General features: G+C 63.2%; 28 protein-coding genes. 19 read left to right on the top strand and 9 right to left on the bottom strand.

Annotation, left to right across the window (positions count from 1 at the left end; translation table 11 throughout):
- Positions 1-3: 3 nt before the first annotated feature.
- Entirely contained in the window at positions 4-189 is a 186-nt protein-coding gene (locus AC0L2P_RS05895) for a hypothetical protein (protein WP_473500290.1), read from the top strand.
- 12 nt (positions 190-201) lie between these two features.
- On the opposite strand, the gene hemW is transcribed toward AC0L2P_RS05895, so the two are convergent.
- Genes hemW through rph form a run of 4 tightly spaced genes read right to left on the bottom strand, consistent with a single transcriptional unit; the run spans position 202 to position 3,199 of the window.
- Positions 202-1,365, bottom strand: a complete 1,164-nt coding sequence (gene hemW / locus AC0L2P_RS05890) for a radical SAM family heme chaperone HemW (RefSeq protein ID WP_473500289.1) — start codon at positions 1,363-1,365, stop codon at positions 202-204.
- The gene (rdgB, locus tag AC0L2P_RS05885) at positions 1,362-2,039 is read right to left on the bottom strand and encodes an RdgB/HAM1 family non-canonical purine NTP pyrophosphatase (protein ID WP_473500288.1); all 678 of its coding nucleotides are present in this window, start codon (positions 2,037-2,039) and stop codon (positions 1,362-1,364) included. Before rdgB ends, hemW begins: the two co-directional genes overlap by 4 nt.
- On the bottom strand, positions 2,039-2,449 hold the full coding sequence (locus AC0L2P_RS05880; protein WP_473500287.1) for a VOC family protein: 411 nt from the start codon (positions 2,447-2,449) through the stop codon (positions 2,039-2,041). The genes rdgB and AC0L2P_RS05880 overlap by 1 nt, the downstream gene beginning before the upstream one ends.
- A 33-nt stretch (positions 2,450-2,482) precedes the next feature.
- Complete coding sequence (gene rph, locus AC0L2P_RS05875) at positions 2,483-3,199, bottom strand: ribonuclease PH (RefSeq protein ID WP_473500286.1); 717 nt, start codon at positions 3,197-3,199, stop codon at positions 2,483-2,485.
- A 131-nt stretch (positions 3,200-3,330) separates the two neighbouring features.
- Here rph and hrcA point away from each other — a divergent pair, with 131 nt between their 5' ends.
- The 6 genes from hrcA to AC0L2P_RS05845 all read left to right on the top strand — a co-directional run bounded on the left by hrcA (position 3,331) and on the right by AC0L2P_RS05845 (position 8,756).
- Positions 3,331-4,443: a heat-inducible transcriptional repressor HrcA gene (hrcA, locus tag AC0L2P_RS05870; RefSeq protein WP_473500285.1), complete on the top strand. Its 1,113-nt coding sequence runs from the start codon at positions 3,331-3,333 to the stop codon at positions 4,441-4,443.
- A 34-nt stretch (positions 4,444-4,477) separates the two neighbouring features.
- Positions 4,478-4,675 (top strand): hypothetical protein, encoded by a 198-nt coding sequence (locus AC0L2P_RS05865; RefSeq protein WP_254818005.1) that lies wholly within the window; start codon positions 4,478-4,480, stop codon positions 4,673-4,675.
- A 100-nt stretch (positions 4,676-4,775) separates the two neighbouring features.
- Positions 4,776-6,131, top strand: a complete 1,356-nt coding sequence (locus tag AC0L2P_RS05860; protein ID WP_473500284.1) for a PQQ-dependent sugar dehydrogenase — start codon at positions 4,776-4,778, stop codon at positions 6,129-6,131.
- Between the two features lie 88 nt (positions 6,132-6,219).
- Positions 6,220-6,837, top strand: coding sequence for a LysE family translocator (locus AC0L2P_RS05855; RefSeq protein ID WP_473500283.1), 618 nt, complete (start codon positions 6,220-6,222; stop codon positions 6,835-6,837).
- A 164-nt stretch (positions 6,838-7,001) separates the two neighbouring features.
- Positions 7,002-7,982: a cysteine synthase A gene (cysK, locus tag AC0L2P_RS05850; RefSeq protein WP_473500282.1), complete on the top strand. Its 981-nt coding sequence runs from the start codon at positions 7,002-7,004 to the stop codon at positions 7,980-7,982.
- A gap of 153 nt (positions 7,983-8,135) precedes the next feature.
- Positions 8,136-8,756 (top strand): glutathione S-transferase family protein, encoded by a 621-nt coding sequence (locus AC0L2P_RS05845; RefSeq protein ID WP_473500280.1) that lies wholly within the window; start codon positions 8,136-8,138, stop codon positions 8,754-8,756.
- A 14-nt stretch (positions 8,757-8,770) separates the two neighbouring features.
- Here AC0L2P_RS05845 and AC0L2P_RS05840 read toward each other — a convergent pair whose 3' ends face one another.
- Together AC0L2P_RS05840 and AC0L2P_RS05835 are read right to left on the bottom strand one after the other, a co-directional pair.
- Complete coding sequence (locus AC0L2P_RS05840; RefSeq protein ID WP_473500279.1) at positions 8,771-10,027, bottom strand: RNA polymerase sigma factor; 1,257 nt, start codon at positions 10,025-10,027, stop codon at positions 8,771-8,773.
- Between the two features lie 7 nt (positions 10,028-10,034).
- Entirely contained in the window at positions 10,035-10,403 is a 369-nt protein-coding gene (locus AC0L2P_RS05835) for a YciI family protein (protein WP_473500278.1), read from the bottom strand.
- 258 nt (positions 10,404-10,661) lie between these two features.
- Here AC0L2P_RS05835 and AC0L2P_RS05830 point away from each other — a divergent pair, with 258 nt between their 5' ends.
- The 3 genes from AC0L2P_RS05830 (at position 10,662) to AC0L2P_RS05820 (ending at position 14,273) form a co-directional block, all read left to right on the top strand.
- The gene (locus AC0L2P_RS05830) at positions 10,662-11,621 is read left to right on the top strand and encodes a TAXI family TRAP transporter solute-binding subunit (protein ID WP_473500277.1); all 960 of its coding nucleotides are present in this window, start codon (positions 10,662-10,664) and stop codon (positions 11,619-11,621) included.
- Between the two features lie 175 nt (positions 11,622-11,796).
- Positions 11,797-13,893: a TRAP transporter permease gene (locus AC0L2P_RS05825; protein ID WP_473500276.1), complete on the top strand. Its 2,097-nt coding sequence runs from the start codon at positions 11,797-11,799 to the stop codon at positions 13,891-13,893.
- Positions 13,890-14,273, top strand: a complete 384-nt coding sequence (locus AC0L2P_RS05820; protein ID WP_473500275.1) for a DUF1850 domain-containing protein — start codon at positions 13,890-13,892, stop codon at positions 14,271-14,273. Before AC0L2P_RS05825 ends, AC0L2P_RS05820 begins: the two co-directional genes overlap by 4 nt.
- 460 nt (positions 14,274-14,733) lie before the next feature.
- Here AC0L2P_RS05820 and AC0L2P_RS05815 read toward each other — a convergent pair whose 3' ends face one another.
- The gene (locus AC0L2P_RS05815; protein WP_473500274.1) at positions 14,734-14,880 is read right to left on the bottom strand and encodes a hypothetical protein; all 147 of its coding nucleotides are present in this window, start codon (positions 14,878-14,880) and stop codon (positions 14,734-14,736) included.
- A 407-nt stretch (positions 14,881-15,287) separates the two neighbouring features.
- On the opposite strand from AC0L2P_RS05815, the gene AC0L2P_RS05810 reads away from it, so the two are divergent.
- The 3 genes from AC0L2P_RS05810 (at position 15,288) to ligD (ending at position 19,286) form a co-directional block, all read left to right on the top strand.
- A complete protein-coding gene (locus AC0L2P_RS05810) occupies positions 15,288-15,794 on the top strand; it encodes a YciE/YciF ferroxidase family protein (protein WP_473500273.1) in 507 nt (168 codons plus the stop codon).
- Positions 15,795-15,923: 129 nt separating this feature from the next.
- Positions 15,924-16,775, top strand: a complete 852-nt coding sequence (gene ku / locus AC0L2P_RS05805; protein WP_473500272.1) for a non-homologous end joining protein Ku — start codon at positions 15,924-15,926, stop codon at positions 16,773-16,775.
- Between the two features lie 9 nt (positions 16,776-16,784).
- Positions 16,785-19,286, top strand: a complete 2,502-nt coding sequence (gene ligD, locus AC0L2P_RS05800; RefSeq protein ID WP_473500271.1) for a DNA ligase D — start codon at positions 16,785-16,787, stop codon at positions 19,284-19,286.
- Positions 19,287-19,303: 17 nt separating this feature from the next.
- Here ligD and AC0L2P_RS05795 read toward each other — a convergent pair whose 3' ends face one another.
- A complete protein-coding gene (locus AC0L2P_RS05795) occupies positions 19,304-19,978 on the bottom strand; it encodes an ArsR/SmtB family transcription factor (protein ID WP_473500270.1) in 675 nt (224 codons plus the stop codon).
- 69 nt (positions 19,979-20,047) lie between these two features.
- Between AC0L2P_RS05795 and AC0L2P_RS05790 the strand changes: the two genes are divergently transcribed.
- The 3 genes from AC0L2P_RS05790 (at position 20,048) to AC0L2P_RS05780 (ending at position 21,034) form a co-directional block, all read left to right on the top strand.
- Positions 20,048-20,263, top strand: coding sequence for a DUF1127 domain-containing protein (locus AC0L2P_RS05790; RefSeq protein ID WP_473500268.1), 216 nt, complete (start codon positions 20,048-20,050; stop codon positions 20,261-20,263).
- Between the two features lie 97 nt (positions 20,264-20,360).
- Complete coding sequence (locus tag AC0L2P_RS05785) at positions 20,361-20,693, top strand: NIPSNAP family protein (RefSeq protein WP_023679000.1); 333 nt, start codon at positions 20,361-20,363, stop codon at positions 20,691-20,693.
- Complete coding sequence (locus AC0L2P_RS05780) at positions 20,690-21,034, top strand: antibiotic biosynthesis monooxygenase family protein (protein ID WP_473500267.1); 345 nt, start codon at positions 20,690-20,692, stop codon at positions 21,032-21,034. Before AC0L2P_RS05785 ends, AC0L2P_RS05780 begins: the two co-directional genes overlap by 4 nt.
- 6 nt (positions 21,035-21,040) lie before the next feature.
- Here the strand turns inward: AC0L2P_RS05780 and mbfA are convergent, their stop codons facing one another.
- Complete coding sequence (mbfA, locus tag AC0L2P_RS05775) at positions 21,041-22,024, bottom strand: iron exporter MbfA (protein ID WP_473500266.1); 984 nt, start codon at positions 22,022-22,024, stop codon at positions 21,041-21,043.
- 183 nt (positions 22,025-22,207) lie between these two features.
- Between mbfA and AC0L2P_RS05770 the strand changes: the two genes are divergently transcribed.
- The 3 genes from AC0L2P_RS05770 to AC0L2P_RS05760 all read left to right on the top strand — a co-directional run bounded on the left by AC0L2P_RS05770 (position 22,208) and on the right by AC0L2P_RS05760 (position 24,453).
- Positions 22,208-22,525: a hypothetical protein gene (locus AC0L2P_RS05770; RefSeq protein WP_023718860.1), complete on the top strand. Its 318-nt coding sequence runs from the start codon at positions 22,208-22,210 to the stop codon at positions 22,523-22,525.
- A gap of 204 nt (positions 22,526-22,729) precedes the next feature.
- A complete protein-coding gene (locus AC0L2P_RS05765) occupies positions 22,730-23,707 on the top strand; it encodes a threonine/serine dehydratase (RefSeq protein ID WP_473500265.1) in 978 nt (325 codons plus the stop codon).
- Between the two features lie 92 nt (positions 23,708-23,799).
- The gene (locus tag AC0L2P_RS05760; RefSeq protein ID WP_473500264.1) at positions 23,800-24,453 is read left to right on the top strand and encodes a glutathione S-transferase family protein; all 654 of its coding nucleotides are present in this window, start codon (positions 23,800-23,802) and stop codon (positions 24,451-24,453) included.
- Positions 24,454-24,456 lie beyond the last annotated feature (3 nt).

Below are 24,456 nucleotides of genomic sequence, written 5' to 3'. Positions count from 1 at the left end.
ACGATGCCCAATCGCTTCGACATTTTCATCACCCGCCTCGAAACAAAAACCGCCCGCGATGGCGCAGCATCACATCCCACAGCCGACCAGCACCGTGCCTCGCGCGACAAAAGCGAGATCAAGCCGGCGCGTTCCGGAGAGACCAGCGAAAAAGATCGCGCCAAACACCGCCACAAGCACGAGGCCTAGTTCCCCCGCGGCCTACCGCGCCAGATCCGCCACCACGGCGTCGAGCACGATCATGCCGGCCGGCGTGGCGCGCAGGCGGGCATTGCCGATCGGCGCCACTAGCCCCTCGCCCTGGAGCACCGACAACCGTGCGGTGGAGAGGCCGCGGCCGGCAAACGCCTCGTAGCGGGAAAGGTCGATGCCTTCCGCCAGCCTCAGCCCCATCAGCAGGAACTCGTCGGCCTCTTCCGACCGCGTCAGGATCTCGCCGCCGGTAACGCCATGGCCCTTGGCTTCAACCAGATTGGCCCAGGTCTCCGGCATTTTCTCGGCGATCGTCACCAGGCGCCGCCCGCTCTCGACGAAGCGGCCATGCGCGCCGGGACCGACGCCGACATATTCGCCATAGCGCCAATAGGTGAGATTGTGCCGGCTTTCGGCGCCGGGCCTCGCGTGGTTGGAAATCTCGTAGGCCGGCAGTCCGTGCGCGGCGGTGATCTCCTGCGTCAGCGCGTAGAGATCGGCGGCAACATCATTGTCTGGAATGATGAATTTCCTTGCCGCATGCAGTGCATGGAACGGCGTGCCTTCCTCGATGGTCAGCTGGTACAGCGACAGATGGTCTGCGGCGTGGCCGATCGCCTGCTCGAGCTCCGCCTGCCACGCTTCGGGTGTCTGGCGGGGCCGCGCATAGATCAGGTCGAAAGACAGCCGTGGGAAAATCTCGCGCGCCAGGCCGATCGCATGCAGGGCCTCATCGACATTGTGCAAACGGCCGAGAAAGCGCAAATCCTCGTCGTTCAGCGCCTGCACGCCAAGCGATACGCGGTTGACGCCCGCCGCGCGATAGCCGCGAAAGCGCTCGGCCTCGACGGAGGAAGGATTGGCCTCCAGCGTCACCTCGATGCCATCGGGAACCGTCCAGTTCTTCGCCACTGCATCCAGCACCGCCGCCACGGTCTGTGGCTTCATCAGCGATGGCGTGCCGCCGCCAAGAAAAATGCTGGTCACCTCCCGCGGCCCGGTGCGGCCGCGCATCGTCGCCAGCTCGGTCTCGAAGGCGCGGGCAAAACGCTCCTGATCGACCGGCTGGTGGCGGACATGGCTGTTGAAGTCGCAATAGGGGCATTTGGCCGCGCAGAACGGCCAGTGGACGTAGACGCCGAAACCAGGGCTGCGGTCGAGCAGCATGGTCATGCGGCGGCCAATCGGACTTGCGCGAATTTCTGGAAGGCGCGGGCACGGTGCGATAATGCGGTTGGCTGGCCCGGCTTCCAGCCATGCTTTTCCTCCGCGCTCATCTCGCCGAAGGTCTTTTCGAACCCGTTGGGCAAGAACACCGGATCGTAGCCGAAGCCGAGCTCGCCGCGTGGCGGCCATACCAGCATGCCCTCGACCTCGCCGCGAAAATATTCCGCCCGGCCATCGGGAAAGGCCAGGCAGATGACCGCGACAAAGCGGCCCTTGCGCTGGGCAGGCGTGATCGCGCCAACTTCTTGCAAGGCCACTTCCGTGCGCTGCATGGCCATGCCGAAGTCGCGGGAGCCGTGCGGCGTCTCGGCCCAGTTGGCGGTGTAGACGCCGGGTGCGCCGTCGAGCGCATCGACACATAGGCCGGAATCGTCCGACAGCGCCGGTAATCCAGTGGCCCTGGCGGCGGCCAAGGCTTTTATGAGGGCGTTCTCCTCGAAAGTGGTGCCGGTCTCGTCCGGTTCCGGCAAGCCGTATTCCTTTGCGGACTTCGCTTCTATGCCGAATGGCGCCATCAGATCGGCGAATTCCCGCAATTTGCCAGCGTTATGGCTGGCGACGACGATCTTATGCGCATCAAGTGAATGAACAGTTGGCGAGTGAATAGTCGGCGAATGCATCAGATGCCCCAGATTCTTGGCTCGGCGAATTCGACCGAATTGCCCGACGGGTCGCGAATATAGATCGAGCGGCCGCCCTGCGGCCATTCGAACTCGCTTTCGATGGCGATTTTCTTCGCCTCAAGATGGGCTTTCCAGCGTGGGATTTCATCCGCGCTTGCGGCGAAGCAAAGATGGCCCTCGCCGACCGCGCCATGCGGCGGCACTTTCAGCTTGGCGTCCGGCGCCGGCGGCACCTTGGTCGCCTCGGCGTCGAAGATGAGCAGCACGCCGGAGCCACAGCGGAAGAAGAGATGCCTGCCGTTGACTTTGCCGAGCGGATCGAGCCCGAGCACGCCCGAATAGAACCGTTCCGCGGCAGCAAGATCCGTCACGTAGAGTGCTGATTCCAGGATGGCGGAAGGGGTCACAGGATCGTCAACCTCATCGTCATAAACTGAAGATCAGTCCACGGCCATCTGCTGCAGGCTGACCAGGCGCTGAATGCCTTTCTTGGCCAATCCCATCAGCGCCGCGAACTGCTCTTCCGAGAACGGCTCGCCCTCGGCCGTGCCCTGGATCTCGACGATACCGCCCTTGCCGGTCATGACGAAATTGGCGTCGGTGCCGGCCGAGGAATCCTCGATGTAGTCGAGATCGATGACCGGCTGGCCATCATGGATGCCGCAGGAGATCGCCGCAACGTGATCCTTCAGCACCTTGCCAAGGCTCGCCATCTGGCGGACTTCCATCCAGCGCAGGCAATCGTAAAGCGCCACCCAGCCGCCGGTGATCGAAGCGGTGCGCGTGCCGCCGTCGGCCTGGATCACGTCGCAGTCGACGGTGATCTGCTGCTCGCCGAGCGCCTGCAGATCGACCACGGCGCGCAGGGAGCGGCCGATCAGCCGCTGGATTTCCAGCGTGCGGCCGCCTTGTTTGCCGGCCGAAGCCTCGCGGCGCATGCGCTCGCCGGTCGAGCGCGGCAGCATGCCGTATTCCGCCGTCACCCAGCCCTTGCCGGAATTGCGCATCCAGCCCGGCACCTTTTCCTCCAGGCTGGCCGTGCACAGAACATGGGTGTCGCCAAACTTCACCAGGCACGAGCCCTCCGCGTGCTTGGAGACGCCGCGCTCGAAGGAGATGGGGCGCATTTCGTCGAATTGGCGTTTGGAAGGGCGCATTCAGGCTTCTTTCTTTCTTCGGAATCTTGGCCGGCTTGTAGCCGCACGGGGCGCTAGGCGCAAAGGAAAATGGACCGGTTGCGCCGCCGCCGCGGAAGTCTATATCTTCGGGCCGGAGGTTTTTGGCTCGAATGACCAAGGCAGTCGATCCCGGTTCGCAATCGCACGTGCTTCCGTCGCACGCGCTGCAATCGCCCGCGCTTCAATCGCTTGACATGCGTTCGCGCGACATCTTTCGGCGCATCGTCGATTCCTATTTGAGGGATGGCGAGCCGGTCGGTTCGCGCAGCCTGTCGCGCATCCTGCCGTCGTCGCTGTCGCCGGCCACCATCCGCAACGTGATGAGCGACCTTGAGCATCTCGGCCTGATCTATGCGCCGCACATTTCGGCTGGCCGGCTGCCGACCCAGGCCGGCCTGCGTTTCTTCGTCGATGCTTTCATGGAACTCGGTGATCTCTCCGACGAGGAGCGCCGCACCATCGAGGCGCAGGTGCGCGCCTCCGGCTCGGGCGCTACGCTGGAGCATATGCTGACCGAGGCCAGCCAGATGCTGTCCGGCATGTCGCGCGGCGCCGGCCTCGTGCTCGCCGCCAAGAACGAGGTGGCGCTGAAGCACATCGAATTTATCCAGCTCGAGCCGACTAAGGCATTGGCCGTGCTGGTCTCGCAGAACGGCGACGTCGAAAATCGCGTCATCGATCTGCCCGCCGGCATCACCGTCTCGCAATTGCACGAAGCCTCCAACTTCCTCAACGCCCATATCCGTGGCCGCACCCTGGCCGAGGCGCGGGTCGAGATCGCCCGCATCAAGGAAGAGACCAGGGCAGCCCTCGACACGCTGTCGCAGGATCTGGTCGAGAAGGGCCTGGCAGTCTGGGCAGGCGCCGAAAGCGGGATGCCTGGGCGGCTTATCGTGCGCGGCCGCGCCAATCTCCTGGAAAACGTCACTGCCCAGGCCGACATAGAATTGCTGCGGCATCTGTTCGAGGATCTGGAGACGCAGGATGGGCTGATCCAGCTCCTCGACCTCGCCGAGGAAGGCCCGGGGGTGCGCATCTTCATCGGTTCGGAAAACAAGCTGTTTTCGCTGTCGGGCTCCTCACTGGTAGTGGCACCCTATCGCGACAAGGACGCGCGCGTCGTCGGTGCGCTCGGCGTTATCGGGCCGACACGGCTGAACTATGCCCGCATAGTACCGATGGTCGACTATACCGCCCAGCTGATTTCGCGCATGCTGCGCTAGGAGACGCCGCGGGCCTGCCGCAAGGAGAAAAAGAATGGCGCTGGAATCGTTCAAGGCCCAGATCAGCCTGCTGCTTGAGGAAATGGTCAATCAGCCTGAGGATCAGCACGAGGTGCAAGAGCAGTTGCGTGAGAAGCTGCAAGAGATGCGGGCGATGGGCCTGCCGCTGCCGGCCGATCTGGTCGCGCTGGAAAAGCGCCTCGACGACGATTTCTACGCCTCTGGCAACTGAACGGGGTTCGGCTTCAAATCCTCGTGTGCTGGACGACCGCTTGGAACGACCTATGCCTGATGCCGTTTGTCCGGCTCGAGGCGTATCCCGGAGGACGTTGATGATCCGATCTGGCGGCTTTGCGGCCGTTGCCGCTGCCCTCCTTGTTGCGATACCGGCAGCCGCCCAGCAGGCGGATCAGAAGGTGCTCAAAGGCGAAGCCGCTTTTGGCGATTGGCACGCCGACAGGCCTGGCGTCCGCCGCCTGATCGGGCCGCAAGACATGCCGCCAGCCGATCCCGCCCAATCCGCTTCGAACGGCGCCGGCGTGACGGGACGGCCCGAAACCGCCAAGCCAGAATTGCCGCCGGGCTTTTCGGCTGAAATGATCGCCTCCGGACTCTATAATCCGCGCGTCGTGCGCGTCGCTCCGAATGGCGACCTGTTCATCGCCAACGGCCATGCCGACCAGATACGCGTCTACCGTCTCGCCGAGGGCAGCGCTAAGCCCATCGAGAAAGCGATCTTCGCCAAGGGGCTCAATTATCCCTACGGAATCGCCTTCTATCCGCCAGGCGACAAGCCGCAATGGGTTTATATCGCCAACAGCGACAGCATCGTCCGCTTCCCCTATCGCGACGGCGACCTGAAGACATCCGGCAAACCAGAAACCATTGTCGCCAAAATCCCGTCGGGCGGTCACACGACCCGCGACATCGCCTTCTCGCAGGACGGCAAAACGCTTTATTTGTCGGTTGGCTCCGCCTCGAATGTCGCCGAGGACATAGGCAAGGGGCCGGATAGCGGTCTCGACGCCTGGGCCAAATCAAAGCCGCTCGGGGCAGCCTGGGGCTCCGAGGACGGCCGTGCCGATGTGCTCGCCTTTGATCCGGATGGGAAAAATCCCCGAACTGTCGCCACCGGCCTGCGCAACTGTACGGGCATGACCGTGCAGCCCGCCACTGGCGCGTTGTGGTGCGTCGTCAACGAGCGCGACGAGCTCGGCGACAACGTGCCGTTCGAATTTGCAACTGCGGTCAAGGACGGCGGATTCTATGGTTGGCCTTGGTACTACATCGGCAATAACGAGGATCCGCGCCATCAGGGCGAGCGGCCAGATCTCGCCGGCAAGGCCACTGTCCCCGACGTATTGATGCAGGCGCATTCGGCGCCGATGAATATAGCCTTCTACGACGGCAAGAACTTCCCGGCGGATTTTCAAGGTGACGCCTTCGTCACCATGCATGGTTCGTGGAACCGTGGCGCCAGGACCGGCTACAAGGTGGTGAGGCTCAAATTCAGGGATGGCAAGCCGACCGGCGAATATGAGGACTTCATGACCGGCTTCGTCGTCTCGAGCGACGCCGTCTGGGGCCGCCCGGTCGGTGTCGCGGTAGCCAAGGACGGCTCGCTGATCGTGACAGAGGACGGTAACGGCACCATCTGGCGCGTTACCTACGAAGACAGCCGCTCCTGAACGCGGTGTCGGCCTGCTGCGCTGGCGCAATCGAATTTCGGCCCGAGGGAATTCACCCAACTTCAACGTCGTGCGACAAGCGCGAATCATGACGCTCACCGGATTCCTCGCCTATAGCGCCGCCCTCGGCATCGCCGCAGCCATCCCTGGCCCAGGCGTCACCGCGCTTGTTGCGCGTGCGCTGGGTTCCGGCTTCCGCTCGTCGCTGGCCATGTCGTTCGGGCTGATGCTCGGCGACCTGACCTATTTGACTGCCGTGGTGCTCGGCCTGGCTTTCGTCGCACAAACTTTCGGCATGGTCTTTCTAGCCATCAAATGGCTGGGCGTCGCCTACCTCGCTCTTCTTGGCTGGCGTTTCTGGACGAGCGGCATCACGCCCGAAACGGTGGAGGCGAAGAAAGGCAAGGGCGGCTTGGCATCCAGCTTTGCAGCCGGTCTTGCCGTCACACTCGGCAATCCGAAGACGATGATCTTCTATCTTGCCATCACCCCGACCATCGTCGATCTGAAGGCGATCACGCTGGTCGACTACGCCATCCTTGTCGCGGTCACCATCGTCGTCCTGCTCGTGTTGCTGGTGCCCTATCTGGCGCTGGCGGCCAAGGCGCGCTGGTTCCTGAAGTCACCGCGGGCGCTGAGGGCACTCAACCGCACCGCCGCCGGCTTCATGGTCGGTGCGGCGGCGGCAATTGCCGCCCGGCAATAGACCTCCTTCGCCACTCCGCCCAGGGATTGTCACCCCATTCCAAGGCGGTGGTATTCAGCACGAACTCACTCGGATATTTTCGATCGACAGCCTATCTTGCGCGGTGGATGGCTCTATCCTATGCCCGCCCCGACTCTTGCCGCTTGACCTCTGGGAGGAAATCAATGAACAAGCCCGCCACCCCCACGCACGTGCCCGGCCGCGGCCGCATCTACAATTCTATCACCGAGACGATCGGCGACACGCCGCTGGTGCGGCTGGATAAATTCGCCAGGGAGAAGGGTGTCGTCGCCAATCTGCTGGCCAAGCTCGAATTCTTCAACCCGATCGCCTCGGTCAAGGACCGCATCGGCGTGTCGATGATCGAGGCCTTGGAGGCTTCGGGCAGGATTACGCCCGGCAAGACCACGCTGATCGAGCCGACCTCGGGCAATACCGGTATCGCGCTCGCCTTTGCCGCCGCCGCCAAGGGCTACAAGCTGATCCTGACCATGCCGGAAACCATGTCCGTCGAACGCCGCAAGATGCTGGCGCTGCTCGGTGCCGAACTGGTGCTGACCGAAGGGCCGAAAGGCATGAAGGGCGCCATCGCCAAGGCGGACGAACTGGCGGCAACGCTGCCCGACGCTGTCATTCCGCAGCAATTCGAGAACCCGGCCAATCCGGAAATCCATCGCCGCACCACGGCCGAGGAAATCTGGAACGACACCCATGGCGAAGTCGATATCTTCGTTGCCGGCATCGGAACCGGCGGCACCATCACCGGCGTCGGCCAGGTGCTGAAGAAGCGCAAGCCCTCGGTGCATGTCGTCGCCGTCGAACCGGAAGCCTCGCCGGTGCTGTCGGGCGGCCAGCCGGGCCCGCACAAGATCCAAGGCATTGGCGCCGGCTTCGCGCCAAAGATCCTCGACACGACGATCTATGACGAGATCGTAAAGGTCTCGAACGAGGATTCGGTTGCCAATGCACGGCTCGTCGCTAGACTGGAAGGTGTGCCGGTCGGCATCTCTTCGGGTGCCGCCCTGCAAGCGGCGATCGTCGTCGGCTCGCGGCCCGAGAACAAGGGCAAAAACCTCGTCGTCGTCATCCCCTCCTTCGCCGAGCGTTATCTCTCGACGATCCTGTTCGAGGGATTGGGGACTTAGTGTCTGGACGCGAGTAGCGATCCCTTCGCGCGCTGCCCCTCCGGCATCAAAAGTCCGGCCTGGGCTGCTGAAAATATCCGTGGCGACATCGTTCGCTTGAGCGGCGAGTCGCTTCCGTATCAAATCGTCGCTGCCGGGCAGGCGGAGGACTTAATGTACAAGCTTTACACACGTGCCAACACCGGCGGCTTTGTCGTCGAGGCGGCGCTTGCATTGGCGGATGTGCCCTTCGACAGGATCGACGTTCCGAAAGGCCCGCCCGACCAGGCCTTTCTGGACATCAGCCCAATGAACCAGGTTCCGGTGCTGGTCTTGCCGGACGGCCGTTCAATGACTGAATCGGCGGCGATCTGCATTCTGCTGGCCGAGCGTCACCCGGAAGCAGGACTGGCGCCCGCGGCAAGTTCGCCAGACCGTGCCGACTTCCTGCGCTGGATGATTTTCATGTCCTCGGTCATCTATCCGGCCAACCTGCGGTTCTTCTACGCTCATCGCTACACGACCGATCCCGGCGGCGTGGAAGCCGTCAAACAGGCGGCGGTCTCGGAAATGGGCCGCAGCTTTGCCATTCTCGATGCCGCCCTCGAAGGCCGGGACTGGCTGGGTGACCGGCTCTCGCTGGCCGACATCTATCTCGTCATGTTGGTGGCTTGGCATCCGGAGGCCGCGAAAATTCCAACCACTTGGCCGAACATCGAACGCCTCTGGGCCAAATTGCGGGACCATCGGGTAATGAAGAGGCTGAACGCCTCTCACGACATGTGGCCGGCCTGAACGGATCGCCTCGCTCAGTCTTTTTCTGCGCGGCCGAGCGCTGCCCGCCGGCCCTGCAGGAACCGGCGCACGGCTGGGTCGCGTTCGAGGCCGATAGCCCGGTCGTAGGCCTCGCTCGCTTGCGGAACTTTGCCGAGTCTGGCCAGCAGGCCCGCGCGGGCGGCCCAGTAAGGTTGATAGTCATACAGCCGCTTGTCGCCACTGAGTTGATCAAGGGCGCCCAATCCTGCCGAAGCACCTTCGGCCTCGGCAATGGCCACCGCACGGTTGATCGAAACCACCGGCGAGCCGGCAATCACCGACAGCGCGTCGTAGAGCTCCTTAATCGCAACCCAGTCGGTGTCGCCGGTCAGCCGCCGAGTCGTATGGGCAGATTGCACGGCGGCCTCGAGCTGGTAGCGGCCAACAATGCCCTTGGCCGCGGCGCGCCTGAGCAGCGTCTCCGCTTCGTCGATCATTGTATCGTCCCATAATGCAAGATCCTGCTCGGCCAGCGGTACATAATCGCCCTCCGCGTTGCGCCGCGCCGCACGCCGCGCCTCGGCGAACAACATCAGCGCCAGCAGGCCGAGCGCTTCCGGTTCGTCCGGCATTAACGTCGCCAGCAGACGGCCGAGCCAGATACCTTCGGTCGCGAGGTTGCGGCGCTGCGTTTCGGTGCCGGCCGGGTCGGACCAGCCTTCGGCGAACGTCGCGTAGATCGCCTCCAGCACGGTGCCCAGGCGCTCGCCTAGCTCGGCCCGCTCCGGCACCCGGAACGGAATGCCGGTCTCGCGGATGCGGGTCTTGGCGCGCACCAGGCGCTGGCTCATCGTGGCTGGCGAGACAAGAAAAGCCGAGGCAATGGTCGCAGCGTCGAAGCCCAGGACCGTCTGCAGGATCAGCGGTGCTCGCACGCCGGCCTCGATTGCCGGATGGGCGCAGGCAAACATCAGCCTGAGCCGCTCGTCCGGCAGGTCTTCGTCGGCCATGCATGCCTCCATCTCCTCGGCGATCAGCCTCAGGTGGTCGCGGCCTGCTTCGCTTGTCAGCCGCCGTCTGACAGCATCGATGCGGCGCCTGCGCGCCACCGCCAGCAGCCAGGCTTCCGGCTTCTCGGGCACGCCGGCCTGCGGCCAGCGTTCGAGCGCCGCCGCGAAGGCGTCGGCCAGCGCGTCCTCGGCGCCGGCCACGTCGCGCGTACGCGCGGCGAGATAGGCGACCAGCTTGCCGTAGCCTTGCCGGGCGGCGGCCTCCGCTGCCGCCCGCGCGATCTCCGGGCGACTGTCCATCAGATGGTCATTTTTCAGACAGGTACTCGGTCATTTCCCAGATCGGCCGCACCTCGAGAGTGCCGGTGCTGGCGCCCGGACAACGGGCCGCCCATGCGATTGCCGCGTCGGCGTCCTCAGCCTCGATCATGTAAAAACCGGCAAGCTGTTCCTTGGTGTCGGCATAGGGGCCGTCGAGCACATTGGTCTTGCCGTTGGCCATCCGCACCGAGGTGGCGGCTTGGGTCGGCTTCAGCCGGTCGCCGGCGAGCCACGCGCCGGATTTCTTCAACGCTTCGGTATAGGCGCCATACGCGGCGCTGATCTCGTAGGTCTTCTCGCTCGGCGTGGTGGCCATCGAGGCTTCGTCGTTGTAAATCAAAAGCATGTATCGCATGGTCTTCTCCCGTTTTTCGAAGGCCGCATCGTTGCGAGCCGGACGTATGTCGCGCGGCCCTGGCCCATTTCGACAGGCGCTGGAAAAATCTTTCGGCCGCGATGCGGCCTCGCGCAAGCGCCGATGTGCTGGGGGACTGTTTAGCCGTTCGTCTAATCCCTGTTATTGCGGGTTGGCATTTCCCGTCCGCTGTCTAAACTCGGTTCGCTTCGTGCTGTCGAGGAGGGCACGGTGACGAATTTTCAGGGAGGAAATCGCATGCTCTATTTCAGGACGAAATTAATTGCGGCGGGCGTGCTGGCGCTGTCGCTTGGCCTTGGCGCGGTATCGGTCAAGGCACAGGAGTTCATCAACGTGCTGACCGGCGGCACGTCCGGCGTCTACTATCCGCTCGGCGTCGCGCTGTCGGAAATCTACGGCAAGGGCATCGAAGGCGCACGCACCCAGGTGCAAGCGACGAAAGCGTCGGTCGAAAACCTCAATCTCTTGCAGCAGGGCAAGGGCGAGATCGCCTTTGCGCTCGGCGATTCCGTCAAGCTGGCCGCCGAAGGCAATACCGAAGCAGGCTTCCCAGGCAAGCTCGACAAGCTGCGCGGCATTGCAGCCATCTATCCCAATTACATCCAGATCGTCGCCAGCAAGGAATCCGGCATCAAGACGCTGGCCGATCTCAAGGGCAAGAGCCTTTCGGTCGGCGCGCCGGCCTCAGGCACCGAGCTCAATGCCCGCACGATATTTGCCGCTGCCGGGCTGAAATACGAAGACCTCGGGCGGATCGAATATCTGCCCTTCGCCGAATCGGTGGAGCTGATCAAGAACCGCCAGCTCGACGCCACGCTGCAGTCGGCGGGCCTTGGGGTCGCGTCGATCCGTGACCTCGCCACCTCGGTGCCGGTAACCATCGTTGCCGTGCCGGCGGAGGACGTCGCCAAGATCGGCTCGCCCTATCTTTCCGTGGTCATCCCCAAGGGCACCTATGAGGGCCAGACCGAGGATGTCGCGACCGCCGCCGTCGGCAATTTCCTGATCACCAGCGCGGATGTCTCCGACGAGACCGCCTACCAGATGACCAAACTGCTGTTCGAGCATCTCGACCAGCTCACCGCTGCCCACGCCGCCGCCAAGGCGATCGACCCGGCCAAGGCGCTCGACGGCATGCCCGTACCGCTGCATCCAGGCGCCGAGAGGTATTACAAAGAAAAAGGGCTCATCAAGTAAGGCGTCCGCTCTCGCTCGAGGGGAGGATAGTCCGCGGGCCGGGAGGGTCCTCCGCGAGGCGCTCCCTCGTTCCGGCAAAGATCGAGGCAGTTGAGATTACCCCACCCATCCGCCTTCGGCGGCTGTCCACCCTCCCCTCGAGGGGGAAGGGAGCGCCCCGCCAGGAACCCCGCTAATGACTGAAATCCCGACGATTCCTTCCCCCGCCGCCGAAGTCCCTGTCGAAGGATTGCCGCCTGGCTTCGGCGAAGGCATCGCCGGCAAGGCGGCTTTTTTTATCGCCATCGCATTCTCCATCTTCCAGATCTACATCGCCGCCTATGGCAGCCTGCCGAGCCAGGTCGTACGCGCCATGCATGTCGGCTTCCTGCTGCTGCTCGGCTTTGCCCTGATCGCCAATCTGCGCGCCACCGGTAGGTCGGCTAAAGTCGTATTTTGGGTCCTTGGTCTGCTCGGCTTCGCCACCGGTCTGTACAACTGGGTGTTCTATGCCGACCTCATCCGCCGCTCCGGCTTTCTCACCACGCCGGACCTGATCGTCGGCACGGTGCTGGTCGTGCTGATCTTCGAGGCGGCGCGGCGGTTGATGGGGCTGCCGCTCGCCGTCATTGCCTTCATCTTTCTCGCCTACGCATTTGCCGGCAATCATCTGCCGCCGCCTTTTATTCATCGCGGTTATGATTTCGCCCAGCTCGTCGACACCTTCGCCTACGGCACCGAAGGCATCTACGGCACGCCGATTTATGTCTCGGCCGCCTACATCTTCATCTTCGTCGTCTTCGCCGCCTTTCTTGAGCGCGCCGGCATGATCGCGCTGTTCAACGATTTTGCGCTCGGCCTGGTGGGCTCATGGCGCGGCGGCCCGGCGCAGGTCTGCGTGCTGTCCTCGGCGCTGATGGGCACCATTTCCGGCTCGGGCGTCGCCAATGTGGTGGCCAGCGGCCAGTTCACCATCCCGCTGATGAAGCGCTTCGGCTTCCGCTCGGCCTTCGCCGGCGCCGTCGAGGCGACCTCGTCGATGGGCGGCCAGATCATGCCGCCGGTGATGGGAGCGGTTGCCTTTATCATGGCCGAGACGCTGAACATCCCCTATGCCGCGGTGGTCAAGGCGGCCATCATCCCGGCGCTGCTCTATTTCGGCGCCTGTTTCTGGCAGGTGCACCTGGAGGCCGGCAAGGCCGGCCTGCACGGCATGGCCAAGGCCGACCTGCCCAATCCCTGGGATGCGGTGAGACAGCACTGGCCCCTGGTACTGCCGCTCGCAGCACTGATCTACCTGCTGTTTGCCGGCTACACACCGGTTTTCGCCGGCACCATGGGCCTGGCGTTGACCATTGTGCTTATCCTCGGCACGCCGCTGGCAGCATCGATCGGGCCGCTCGCCTTCCGCATCGTCTTTTGGCTGGCGCTCGGGCTTGCCGCAGCTTCTTTCATGAAATTCGGCGTCAACATCCTCAGCCTGGTCATCGCCGTTCTGGTCGTCGCCTGCCTCACCTTCAAGGGCGGGCGCGAGACGCTGCGCATATGCGTGGATTCCCTTGCCGAGGGAGCAAAGAACGCGCTGCCGGTCGGCATTGCCTGCGCCATTGTCGGCATCGTCATTGGCACGTTGACGCTTACCGGGGTCGCGTCGACCTTCATCGGCTGGATCATCTCGATCGGCGAGAACAATCTGTTTCTGTCTCTGCTTTTGACCATGCTCACCTGCCTGGTGCTCGGCATGGGCATACCGACCATTCCCAACTACATCATCACCTCCTCGCTGGCCGGGCCAGCGCTGCTGTCGCTCGGCGTGCCGTTGGTGGTGAGCCATATGTTCGTCTTCTATTTCGGCATCATGGCCGATCTCACCCCGCCTGTGGCGCTGGCCGCCTTCGCCGCCGCACCCGTGGCCAAGGAAAGCGGCCTCAAGATCGGCATTCAGGCCACCAAGCTGGCCATTGCCGGCTTCGTCGTGCCGTTCATGGCGGTCTATACCCCGGCGCTGATGCTGCAAGACCCCGGCCCGATCGCCGCCCAGTTCGGCTATCCCGTCGAGGTCGCCTATATCGTTATCAAGGCCTGCATGGGCGTCGTCCTGTGGGGTGCCGCCGCCGTCGGGTTTCTGGCCCGGCGCACGGCTTGGTGGGAACGCCTCGTAGCCTTCGCCGCCGGCGTGCTGCTGGTTGCGGCGCTGCCGCTCACCGACGAGGCGGGCTGGGCGCTGTCCCTTGCCTGGATCGGCTGGCATTGCTGGCGCGCCCGGCAGGCTTCGCTCGCCAATTCAGCATGAGCCTCTGCATCGTCGCGGCCGGCAAGACGGTGACGCTCGCGGTCGCTGCCTTCACGCTCTCCTGGGTGCATTCGGTGGAGAAGACCCAGTGGCAGGAAGACTGGAAGGTGCTGCCGTTCGGCCTGGAGCTGGTCGAGGCCCGCATCAAGGGATCGGGCGCCGGGATGGAGCCGCCGCAAGGCTCGGTGCTGCGCGACGGCTGGTGGGTCTATGCGCCCAAGGTCGGGCCACAGCGGCGCCTCGTGCTCGCCGCCTCGGGCGCCACGGGTCAGGGCTGGACGCTGTGCACGGCGCAGGACTGCCGCGAACTGGCGAAGCTGGCAGGCGGCACAATCTCGCTGGAGCCGTGCGGACCGGAGAGCTCCAGCCAGCCGCGGTAGCGGGCGATCATGCCAGCCGGGTGAAAGGGGCGCCATCGACGATGACGAGATTGGTCTCGTAGCGGTCCGTCCGCAGCCCGAATTTCTTGACAGCATCTGGCCAAGGGCGACTGCGCCGTCACGAAATGGAACCGGCCCTTGCGGTCGAGCTTCACCACCATGCGCACAAAGCTCGAGCATAACCACGCAAAGACCGTCGAAGACGATCACCGGGCGACTCGATTCGAATTCTTGCGGCTCAGGAGAATGGTTCGCCTTGACGATCACGTGGCGCCCGGCGGCTGTGTCAGGCGACACTAGGCCTGCCGGTGGCTGGATCAAAGCCCGGAATGCTAGAAGCTTGGCGGTGTCGCACGCCGTCTGTCGGTCAGCGCAGGGCGCTCGGCGCGGTAGGTCGTCGACCGGTTGTCGGCCTCGGGCCGGCAGATTCGGCTGTCGTGACGGCTTTCCATGGTCATCATCAGTGCACGCGGATCCCAAGCGTGTTGCCACGGCGCGCGCATGCGGGGCCTGGGCCGCGCATGTAATAGCGTTCGGGCCGATAGGTCGGCGCGACGAATTCGCGGATGGCGGCGGCATAGCCGGCGATTTGATTCCACAAGCTCATTTTACTCGGTCCCTGTCCCGTTTCGGATGTCCCTTCCGAATTGCGGCGATCATAGCGTCCAGGCGTGAATAGTCGGTGAACGCGATGTTAATCTCTGGTCGAAAATGCCTTTGTTCATGGCTGGAATACGGCTGATTCGCGGTGTTTCAGTGCTGTCCGTCGGCATTTCACCCAGTGTGACTTTTGCATCACATATGTTTCGCCTGAATGTCGCCGAGGCGCGGTTTTGTTTCAGGTTTTTGCTGGACCGCAAAATTTCCGTACACGTGGTCGAAAAACCAGGAACCGGCCCGTCAGCCGCACGTTGACCTCTAGTGCCGGGACGACTCCGGTCCTGCGGATTGCAGCCATCGGCTGGTCCGCAGCCAACAATCCGAAACAGCAAGAGCAATGGAAAGGCAAAGGCCATGGGCTTCTTTTCGAAGGATATCAAAACACTCGACGACCTATTCGTGCACACGCTGCGCGACATCTATTACGCTGAAAAACAGATCGAGAAATCGCTGCCGAAGATGATCGACAAGGCGAGTGATCCGCAGCTGAAAGCCGGCTTCGAGAAACATCTCACCCAGACCAAGGGTCATATCCAGCGTGTCGAGCAGGTGTTCGAACTGCACGGCGTGAAGGCCAAGCAGGTCGACTGCCCGGCCATCGACGGCATTCTCGAAGAGGCCGACGACGTCAGCGGCGACATCGCCGACAAGGAGGTTCTCGACGCTGCGCTGATCGCCTCCGCACAGGCTGTCGAGCATTACGAGATGACGCGTTACGGCACCTTGATTGCTTGGGCCAAGCAACTGGGCCGCAGCGACTGCGCCAATGTGTTGGCCAACAACCTCAAGGAGGAGCAGGCCACCGACCGCAAGCTTACCGAGATTGCGGAAAGCAAGATCAACCTGCAAGCCGCCGAGTAGGGCCGCGATCGAGAAATTGAGCTCAAGGCAAGGCTGGGCCGAAAGCCGCGGGCTTGCCTTTTTGTGCCGCCGGAACCGGAACGGGCTTTGCCCGTTCTCGGTTGAACGTTGTCGCGCAGGGAGTTTGTCATGGCGCCGCGCCCGGCCTGGAGAGGGTATCTCAAGCTCTCGCTGGTCACTTGCGCCGTCGAACTGACCAATGTCGTCACCCAGGCCGAGAAAGTCTCGTTCCGCGTGCTCAACCGCAAGACCGGCAACACCGTCAGGCGCGTCTATGTCGATGCGGCAAGCGGCAAGCTGCTCGATGAAGGCGACGAGATCAAGGGCTACGAGATCGGCGACGCCGACTTCATCCAAATCGAGGAGGAGGAGATCGAAGCCGTGCAGATCGAATCCTCGCACACGATGAGCCTCGATGGTTTCATCGAAAAATCCTCGATCCAGCAGATCTATCTCGATACGCCCTATTATGTGACGCCTGCGGACGAGGTCTCGGAAGAGGCCTTCGCCGTCATCCGCGACGCCATGGCCGCCAATAAAACGGCGGGGCTAGCGCGCATCGTGCTCTATCGCCGCGAACGTCCGGTGGTCATCGAGCCGTGGGGCAAGGGTCTGCTGCTGACGACCCTGCGCTATGGCGATACGGTTCGCAGGCCCGAGATGGTGTTCGGCGACATCAAGCCGGCGAAGACCGACGCGGAGATGATCAGGCTGGCCGAACACATCGTCGATGAGAAACAGGCGAAGTTCGACCCTTCCGAATTCGACGACAAATACGAGAACGCCCTGATCGAGCTGGTCCGCGCCAAGAAGGCGGGCAAGAAGGCGCCGAAGGCCAAGGCAGAACCACGGCCCTCCAACGTCGTCAACCTCTTCGATGCACTGAAGAAGAGCCTTTCGTCGGAAGCCGGTGCGCCGGCAAAGACCGGACGCCCGGCAAAGGGAGCCAAGTCCAAAGCCGCTCGGCGCAAATCCGCTTAGGACCAGACCATGGCCAGCCTTGAGCAGTATCACGCCAAGCGCAATTTCAAGAAGACGGCCGAACCGGCCGGCAAGGTTTCGCGCGGCAAGAAAGCCGAGCCGGGTGGCATCTTCGTCATCCACAAGCATGCCGCCACCAGGCTCCACTACGACCTTCGTCTTGAGCATGGCGGCGTGCTGTGGAGCTGGGCGGTGACGCGAGGCCCGAGCCTCGACCCGCACGAAAAGCGGCTCGCCGTCCATGTCGAGGACCACCCGATCGACTACGCGCCGTTCGAGGGCATCATCCCCAAGGGCCAATATGGCGGCGGCACGGTCATCGTCTGGGACGAAGGCACCTGGGTCCCGGAGGGCGATCCGGCGAAGGCGATGAAGAAAGGCCACATCAATTTCGAACTGCACGGCCATAAATTGCAGGGCGCCTGGCACCTGGTGCGGCTGAAGCCGCGGCCCGGCGAAAAGCGTGACAACTGGTTGCTGATCAAATCCGACGATGCCGCCGCGCGTCCGGGCGAGGACATTCTGCAGGAGGCGCCGCAATCGGTGAAATCCGGCCTGACCATCGAGGAGGTCGGCGAAGGCAAGACAGCCGATGGCAAGAAACAGAGGGTCTGGCAGTCCAACAGGCCGGCCGCCGGCAAGGCGAACGCTGCCGCGGCAAGGCGGCTCGAATTCATCGAGCCGGCGCTCGCCACGCTGGAGCGGGACGCTCCGCCCGGCAAGGACTGGCTACATGAGGTGAAGTTCGACGGCTATCGCATGCAGGCGCAGCTTGCCGGCACCGAGGTGCGGCTGTTGACACGCACCGGCCTCGATTGGACAAACAAGTTCGGTGGCGCAATTGTCGCGGCACTTGGCGGCCTGAAATGCACCGATGCGATCATCGATGGCGAAATCGTCGTGCTGGCGGATAATGGCGTCTCGTCCTTCTCGCTGCTGCAGCAAGATCTGTCAGCGGGCCGCACCGATCGTTTCATCTACTACGTTTTCGACCTGTTGCGCCTCGATGGTGAGGATATCCGTTCCGAGCCGCTGGTCGAGCGCAAGGAAAGGCTGCGCACTTTGCTCGCCGGACAGGCCGAGGATCAGGCCGTGCGCTTCAGCGATCACTTTGCCGAGCCCGGCAAGATCATGCTGGAGCACGCTTGCCGCCTAGGCCTCGAAGGCGTCGTCTCCAAGCGCGCCGATGCGCCCTACCGCAGTGGCCGTGTTCCCACGTGGGTGAAGTCGAAATGCACGGCGCGCCAGGAATTCGTCATCGGCGGCTACATGCCGTCGGACAAGACCGGGCGCGGCCTGCGCTCGCTGCTGGTCGGCTATTACGAGGGCGGCAAGCTGCGCTATGCCGGTCGCGTCGGCACCGGCTTCACGGCCAAAAGCACCAACGAGGTAAAGAAGAGGCTTGACGCGCTGAAGACGACAGCCTCGGCCTTCGACAGGGCGGTGCCAAGGGGCAAGGGCCTGGTCTGGGTCAAGCCCGAACTTGTCGGCGAAGTGGAGTTTCGCAGTTGGACATCGGACCGTATAATACGCCACGCCTCGTTCCAGGGATTGCGCGAGGACAAGCCGGCGGAGGAAGTCGTGCAGGAGAAACCGAAAGCACGCTCAGCCACGGCAGAGCCGAAGCCAAAGTCCGCTAAAGCCGCAGGCGCGGCGAAAACCTCGGTTACGCTGTCCCGCCCCGACAAGCTTCTGTGGCCCGAAGAGAACGTATCGAAGCAGGATCTGGTCGATCACTACGCGCTGGTTTGGCCGCGCATGAAGCAATTCGTCATCAACCGGCCGCTCAGCCTCGTGCGGGCGCCGGACGGCGTTGGCGGCCAACGGTTCTTCCAAAAACATGCCTCGGCCGGCATGCACGACAAGATCGCCGTGATGAAGGATCCCACAGACGGCGAGGAGATATTGTTCATCCGCGATTTCGACGGTGTCGTGGCCCTGGTGCAGCTCGGCGTCGTCGAGATCCACATCTGGGGCTCGACCACGGACGAACTGGAAAAACCCGACCAGATCATCTTCGATCTCGATCCCGACGAGGGCGTCGACGTGAAGGCGGTGCGTGCCGCGGCGCTCGATATCGGTAGCCGGCTCGACGAACTGTCCCTGCCGAATTTCGTCAAGACCTCGGGCGGCAAGGGCTATCATGTCCTCGTGCCGCTGAAGCCGTCGGCGGACTGGGACGAGGTCAAAGGCTTCGCCCATGAGTTCGCCCGAGCGCTCGAACAGGGCGCACCCGACCGCTACACGGCGACGCTGTCGAAGAAGGCGCGCACGGGCAAGATTTTCGTGGATTATCTGCGCAATGGCCGCGGCGCCACCACGGTTGCGCCGTATTCGTCGCGCGCCAAAAAAGGCGCCACGGTATCGATACCGGTGACCTGGGCGGAAATCGAGGCCGGATTGCCGCCGAACGCCTTTCCGATCGGCGACAAGACGACGCTGAAGCAGCTCGGGCAAGCCGATCCCTGGGCGGATTTTTTCAAGCAGGCCAAGCCGCTCAAGCGCGGTTAACGCATCGGAGCGAGCTATCAGGCTAGAAACGTCTTCTCGAACGCCTGTTTGCCCGTCGGCGAAAAGATCACCGCACGGCTGTCCTTCTCGCGCCGTGCCCATTTCTCGGCGAGTATCTTGTCGAGAATCGCGGCACCCAGCGTGCCGGCGAGGTGCGAACGCCGCACGCTCCAGTCGAGGCAGGCGCGGCATACCGGTCGCCTCGCTTTGGTATGGATATCGATGCCGATCGTGGCGAAATGCGAGGCGGCCGACGGCCCAAGCTGAATCTCCTCGTCATCGCGCAGGAGCACTTGTCGAGCGACAAGACGGTCCAGCATCGCCACCGCCTGCTCTCCGGCGAGGTGGTCGTAGCAGACCCGCGCCACGCGCATGGCCGCGTCGCGAGGGCCGGGTCGCACCCTCTGCGGCCCGACCGCGGCGGCAACGCCTGTGATCGCTTCGATCATTCCTGCCACCTGCGGGCCGGCGAGGCCGTAATAGCGGTGCCGTCCCTGGCTCGCCAGCGTCAGCAGCCCGCCTTCCATCAGCTTCGACAGATGGGAGCTCGCTGTCGGAAGCGACACGCCGGCTTCGAGTGCCAGTTCGCTCGCCGTCAGTGCCGTGCCGCCCATCAGTGCGGACAGCATGTTTGCCCGCGCCGGATCGCCCACCAGGCTGGCAATGCGGGCTATGTCAGGTCCTTCGCGCATAGTTCGTTCCCCATCAAAGCATTCTCGTCAGATAAAGCATTAATCTCGATGCAGATCAAGGAGACGACTTTGCCTGCAAGGACCATTCTCAGCGCCGCGCCTGCTCGCCGGCCGTTCCCGTTCATTGTCTTGCGCCGCTTGCGGCTGCGGCTCCTGAAGCGGTGGTACGACCGTCAGTTGCAGCGTCTCGACCTCGCCGAGATCGACGATCATCTGCTGCGCGACCTTGGCCTGACACCCGAAGACGTCCGCCGCGAATGCGCGAAATCCTTCTGGCAAACCTGACCGGCCAGTGAATTTGCCTAGCACATCGATCTTCGGAACGTTTCGACCCGGCTCGAACCGTGACCGCAAGAAAACATCCACCGCCAAGGAGGCGAAAATGACCATCACCTGCTTCATCCGCTACGAGATCGATCCGTTCGGCAAGGCGGCGTTCGAGGAATATGCCCGCAATTGGGGACAGGCGATCCCGCGCTGCGGTGCCGATCTGATCGGCTATTTCGCGCCGCACGAAGGCTCGGCCACTACGGCTTATGCCGCCTACAACATCGACAGTCTTGCGGCCTACGAAGCCTACCGCGCCCGGCTCGCCGCCGATCCCGCCGGCAAGGCGAATTACGAGTTCGCCCGGCGGGAAAAATTCATCCTGAAGGAGGACCGCATCTTCCTCAAGCTGGCCTCCGGGCCGCATGCTCCTTTGGTGAAGCCATGATCGCCGTCATCTTCGAGGTCGAGCCGGCGGCGGGCATGCGCGATGCCTATCTCGGCATGGCCGCCGACCTGCGGCCACTGCTCGACGGCATCGACGGTTTCCTGTCGATCGAGCGCTTCCAGAGCCTTGCCGATCCGAACCGGATCCTGTCGCTGTCCTTCTGGCGCGACGAGCACGCGGTGAAGGCCTGGCGCAACACGCAGGAACATCGGCAGGCGCAGAAGGCCGGGCGTAGCGGTATCTTCGCCTTCTATCGATTGCGCATCGCTCATGTCGTGCGCGACTACGGCCTGACCGACCGCGCCGAGGCGCCAGCAGATACCCGGGTGGTGAACGGATAGGGACCGCTATGCATTCCCGATCAGCACCCCTGCCGCAAACACCAACGCGCCGCCCAGCACCACCTGGAAGGCGGCGCGCCAGAACGGCGTCTGCATATAGCGGTTCTGCACGAATGCGATCGCCCACAGCTCGAAGAAAACCACCACGGCGGCGACAAGGGTCGCCGTCCAGAAAAGCGGGATGAGATAGGGCAGCGCATGGCCGAGCCCGCCCAGCGTCGTCATGACGCCGACGGTCAGCCCGCGTTTTGCCGGCGAGCCGCGGCCCGATAATTTGCCGTCGTCGGAAGCCACCTCGGTGAACCCCATCGAGATGCCAGCGCCGATCGAGGCGGCAAGCCCGACCAAAAAGGTCTGGAACGTATCATGCGTGGCAAAGGCGGCGGCAAAGATTGGCGCGAGCGTCGACACCGACCCATCCATCAGCCCGGCCAGCCCCGGTTGCACGTAGGTCAGGATGAACTGGCGCTGCTCGGCTGCCGCCTCTTCGTCCTTGACCGCGCCCGGCACATGCTTTTGCTCCAGCCGCTGCGCCAGTGTCTCGTGACCCTGTTCTGCGATCGCCAGGTCGTCGAGCAGCTTTCGCGTCGACGCATCGCCTGTCCGTTTGGCCGCCTCGATATAGAACAGATAGGCTTGGCGCTCCATGGCCTCGGCTTGGCTGCGCACATGATCGATGCCGAGCGGCCTCACCAGCCAGTCCGGCTTGCGCTCGTAATAGCCCTTCACATGTTCGCGCCGGATCAGCGGTATGCGCTCGCCGAAACGCTTGCGGTAAAGCTCGATCAGCGAATCGCGATGGCCGTCCTCCTCCTCCGCCATCTCCTCGAACACCTTGGCCGATTGCGGAAAGCTCTCCGCCAGCCCGTCGGCATAGGCGCGATAGATGCGCCCGTCATCCTCCTCGGAGGAGATGGCGAGCGCCAGGATCTCCTGTTCCGAGAGCGATTCAAAGGGACGGCGGCCGAAGCCGAAAACGCGGGAAAGCATGAGAAATTCACCCTAGTTTAGAATGGTTCTAAACTATGACCTTGCACGTCGCCGGTCAATCGTGTGCGCTCCACTCATGCTCAAAAGGTACAGGCTTCAAAATCTCGAACAGGGTTCCCGGTTGCTATCGGCAAACGTTCACTTATATAACCGAATCTCAACCAAGAGAAAAGGAAGCCGCAGATGCCGGAAAAACAGCAGCCGTTCGATCCTAAACCGGTTCTCGACCTGATCGCCAATATTGAGGCGGATCTGCAGCGCCTGAAAGGCCTGGTCGAGCAGCAGGTCGAAAAATTCGATCCCGCCAATCCGCACAACAAGGCTCCCGATGGCAAGTTGACCGAGGAGGGCGTCGAGTGCTGCTACCGGCTGTTCGACGAGGGCAAGTCGCGCTATTCGGTTGCCCAGCAGATGAAGATATCCTTCGCCGCCGCCACCCACCGCTTCAACACCTGGCGCAAGATGGGCGGCCCCAAACGGCAAAAGACGCTGTTGGGGTGAGGAGCGGCAGGCCATCCCGATCCATCGGGAACGATTTTGTCGATTGAAGCGACGAACGCAGTGGCGCAAGGCCGAGGAGGCGGTGGGTGACAGTCGCGCCCCACTTCTGCCTCCGGGACGAATTGTAACGGTCACATTTTTTCATTGGTGCGCCGCCTCCCTTTCCGTGCACCATAGGCGTCTCATCTCTTGCAGGACCTAGCCATGACTACCCCTCCCGGCATCGCCGATATTCACAGCGCGGCAGCGCGATTGTCCGGACTGATCGTCGACACGCCGCTGATCGAATCGGCGGAGCTGAACAAGCGCTTCGGCGCCAGGATCCTGTTCAAGCCGGAGACGTTGCAGCGCACCGGCTCGTTCAAGTTCCGCGGCGCATACAACAAGCTCTCCTCGCTCTCGGCGGAAGAACGCGCCCGCGGCGTCGTCGCCTTCTCGTCGGGCAATCACGCGCAAGGCGTTGCCGCCGCGGCGGCGATGTTCGGTGTCAAGGCCGTCATCGCCATGCCCACCGATGCGCCGGCGATGAAGGTCGGCAATGTCAGGAAGATGGGCGCGGAAGTGATCAGCTTCGACCGGGTCCGCGACGATCGCACTGCCGTCGTCCGTTCTTACGTGGAAAAGGGCATGGTCCTGGTGCCGCCCTACGACGATCCGGCCATCATCGCCGGCCAGGGCACGATCGGCGTGGAATTGCTGCGCCAAGCAAGAGCGCTTGGCGTCAGCCTCGATGCGGTGGTGGTTCCCTGCGGCGGCGGCGGGTTGAGCAGCGGCATTTCGATCGCGGTCAAGGACGCCTCGCCGGCCACCGCCGTCTGGGCTGTGGAACCCGAGCATTTCGACGACACACGCCGCTCGCTGATCACAGGCGCCAGGGTGTCGAACGCGCCCGGCCACACCTCGATCTGCGATGCCCTTCTCGTCGCCGAGCCGGGCGCGATCACTTTCGAGGCCAACCGCAAGAATCTCGCCGGCGCCATCGCCGTTTCCGATAAGGCGGTAGCACAGGCGATGCGCGATGCGATGGCTTGCCTGAAGCTGGTCGTCGAGCCCGGCGGTTGCGTCGGCTTGGCCGCGCTGTCGTCAGGCGAGATCGACCTTGCCGGGAAATCCATTGCCGTGGTGCTCTCCGGCGGCAATGTCGATCTCAGCACCTATGCCGAGATCATTGCTGCCGGCTAAGATAGCAACAAATTCCGGGTCATGTGCCGGTTCGAGGCGCTCGAGCCTCCGTTGCGCCCAGTCGAACCGGCACCCTTCAAAGACTGAGATGAATGAAACTGTTCTTCAGCCGCAATCCCAATCCTCGCCTCGCGGTCGCGGTGGCACGGTACCTCAAAGCCAAGCTAGAGTTCGAATTCGCCTCTCCCTTCGCTCCGGGGCAGGCCGAGCGCTTTCGGCAGCTCAATCCAAATCTTTCATTGCCTATCCTCATAGGCGTTGGAAAAAGCCTCTGGGAGGCCGACGCCATAGCCTGCCGGCTTTCACGCGACATGCATTCGCATTTCTGGCGCACCAGCGACGACGAGCCCGAGATGATCCGATGGCTGAGTTGGGGCAAAGATAACTTCGCACGAGCCTGCGATGTCGTGCATTTCGAACGCGGGACCAAACAGCGCTATGGGCTCGGCCCGATCGATCAGGCGCGGGTTGAGGAGGGCCTGAGGGACTTCAGTACCGCCGCTGTAATACTTGATGCCGAGCTTTCCCAGCGAGAATGGCTGGTCGGAAATTCGGTTTCCTACGCCGACTTTCGAATGGCGACGTTTCTGCCCTTCAACGACGTCGCCCGATTGCCTCTCGATGATTATCCTTCTGTCGCCCGCTGGTATCGGCAGCTTGAAGAAATCGACGCCTGGCGCGATCCCTTCGAAGGGCTCAATGCACCTGAATTGACACCGGTCCCGGGCCAGGCCAAGGCCGTGTGAATC

It is taken from the genome of Mesorhizobium sp. WSM4836 (assembly GCF_055811815.1).
Note: the sequence above shows the minus strand (reverse complement) of the source record. Positions and strands in the feature narration are given on the sequence as shown.

What these genes read in the sequence shown, in the direction of transcription:
- AC0L2P_RS05895 (WP_473500290.1), top strand. Translation starts at nt 4, where the DNA reads ATGCCCAATCGCTTCGACATTTTCATCACCCGCCTCGAAACAAAAACC.
- hemW (WP_473500289.1), bottom strand. Translation starts at nt 1,365, where the DNA reads ATGACCATGCTGCTCGACCGCAGCCCTGGTTTCGGCGTCTACGTCCAC.
- rdgB (WP_473500288.1), bottom strand. Translation starts at nt 2,039, where the DNA reads ATGCATTCGCCGACTATTCACTCGCCAACTGTTCATTCACTTGATGCG.
- rph (WP_473500286.1), bottom strand. Translation starts at nt 3,199, where the DNA reads ATGCGCCCTTCCAAACGCCAATTCGACGAAATGCGCCCCATCTCCTTC.
- hrcA (WP_473500285.1), top strand. Translation starts at nt 3,331, where the DNA reads ATGACCAAGGCAGTCGATCCCGGTTCGCAATCGCACGTGCTTCCGTCG.
- AC0L2P_RS05865 (WP_254818005.1), top strand. Translation starts at nt 4,478, where the DNA reads ATGGCGCTGGAATCGTTCAAGGCCCAGATCAGCCTGCTGCTTGAGGAA.
- AC0L2P_RS05860 (WP_473500284.1), top strand. Translation starts at nt 4,776, where the DNA reads ATGATCCGATCTGGCGGCTTTGCGGCCGTTGCCGCTGCCCTCCTTGTT.
- AC0L2P_RS05855 (WP_473500283.1), top strand. Translation starts at nt 6,220, where the DNA reads ATGACGCTCACCGGATTCCTCGCCTATAGCGCCGCCCTCGGCATCGCC.
- cysK (WP_473500282.1), top strand. Translation starts at nt 7,002, where the DNA reads ATGAACAAGCCCGCCACCCCCACGCACGTGCCCGGCCGCGGCCGCATC.
- AC0L2P_RS05845 (WP_473500280.1), top strand. Translation starts at nt 8,136, where the DNA reads ATGTACAAGCTTTACACACGTGCCAACACCGGCGGCTTTGTCGTCGAG.
- AC0L2P_RS05840 (WP_473500279.1), bottom strand. Translation starts at nt 10,027, where the DNA reads ATGGACAGTCGCCCGGAGATCGCGCGGGCGGCAGCGGAGGCCGCCGCC.
- AC0L2P_RS05835 (WP_473500278.1), bottom strand. Translation starts at nt 10,403, where the DNA reads ATGCGATACATGCTTTTGATTTACAACGACGAAGCCTCGATGGCCACC.
- AC0L2P_RS05830 (WP_473500277.1), top strand. Translation starts at nt 10,662, where the DNA reads ATGCTCTATTTCAGGACGAAATTAATTGCGGCGGGCGTGCTGGCGCTG.
- AC0L2P_RS05825 (WP_473500276.1), top strand. Translation starts at nt 11,797, where the DNA reads ATGACTGAAATCCCGACGATTCCTTCCCCCGCCGCCGAAGTCCCTGTC.
- AC0L2P_RS05820 (WP_473500275.1), top strand. Translation starts at nt 13,890, where the DNA reads ATGAGCCTCTGCATCGTCGCGGCCGGCAAGACGGTGACGCTCGCGGTC.
- AC0L2P_RS05815 (WP_473500274.1), bottom strand. Translation starts at nt 14,880, where the DNA reads ATGAGCTTGTGGAATCAAATCGCCGGCTATGCCGCCGCCATCCGCGAA.
- AC0L2P_RS05810 (WP_473500273.1), top strand. Translation starts at nt 15,288, where the DNA reads ATGGGCTTCTTTTCGAAGGATATCAAAACACTCGACGACCTATTCGTG.
- ku (WP_473500272.1), top strand. Translation starts at nt 15,924, where the DNA reads ATGGCGCCGCGCCCGGCCTGGAGAGGGTATCTCAAGCTCTCGCTGGTC.
- ligD (WP_473500271.1), top strand. Translation starts at nt 16,785, where the DNA reads ATGGCCAGCCTTGAGCAGTATCACGCCAAGCGCAATTTCAAGAAGACG.
- AC0L2P_RS05795 (WP_473500270.1), bottom strand. Translation starts at nt 19,978, where the DNA reads ATGCGCGAAGGACCTGACATAGCCCGCATTGCCAGCCTGGTGGGCGAT.
- AC0L2P_RS05785 (WP_023679000.1), top strand. Translation starts at nt 20,361, where the DNA reads ATGACCATCACCTGCTTCATCCGCTACGAGATCGATCCGTTCGGCAAG.
- AC0L2P_RS05780 (WP_473500267.1), top strand. Translation starts at nt 20,690, where the DNA reads ATGATCGCCGTCATCTTCGAGGTCGAGCCGGCGGCGGGCATGCGCGAT.
- mbfA (WP_473500266.1), bottom strand. Translation starts at nt 22,024, where the DNA reads ATGCTTTCCCGCGTTTTCGGCTTCGGCCGCCGTCCCTTTGAATCGCTC.
- AC0L2P_RS05770 (WP_023718860.1), top strand. Translation starts at nt 22,208, where the DNA reads ATGCCGGAAAAACAGCAGCCGTTCGATCCTAAACCGGTTCTCGACCTG.
- AC0L2P_RS05765 (WP_473500265.1), top strand. Translation starts at nt 22,730, where the DNA reads ATGACTACCCCTCCCGGCATCGCCGATATTCACAGCGCGGCAGCGCGA.
- AC0L2P_RS05760 (WP_473500264.1), top strand. Translation starts at nt 23,800, where the DNA reads ATGAAACTGTTCTTCAGCCGCAATCCCAATCCTCGCCTCGCGGTCGCG.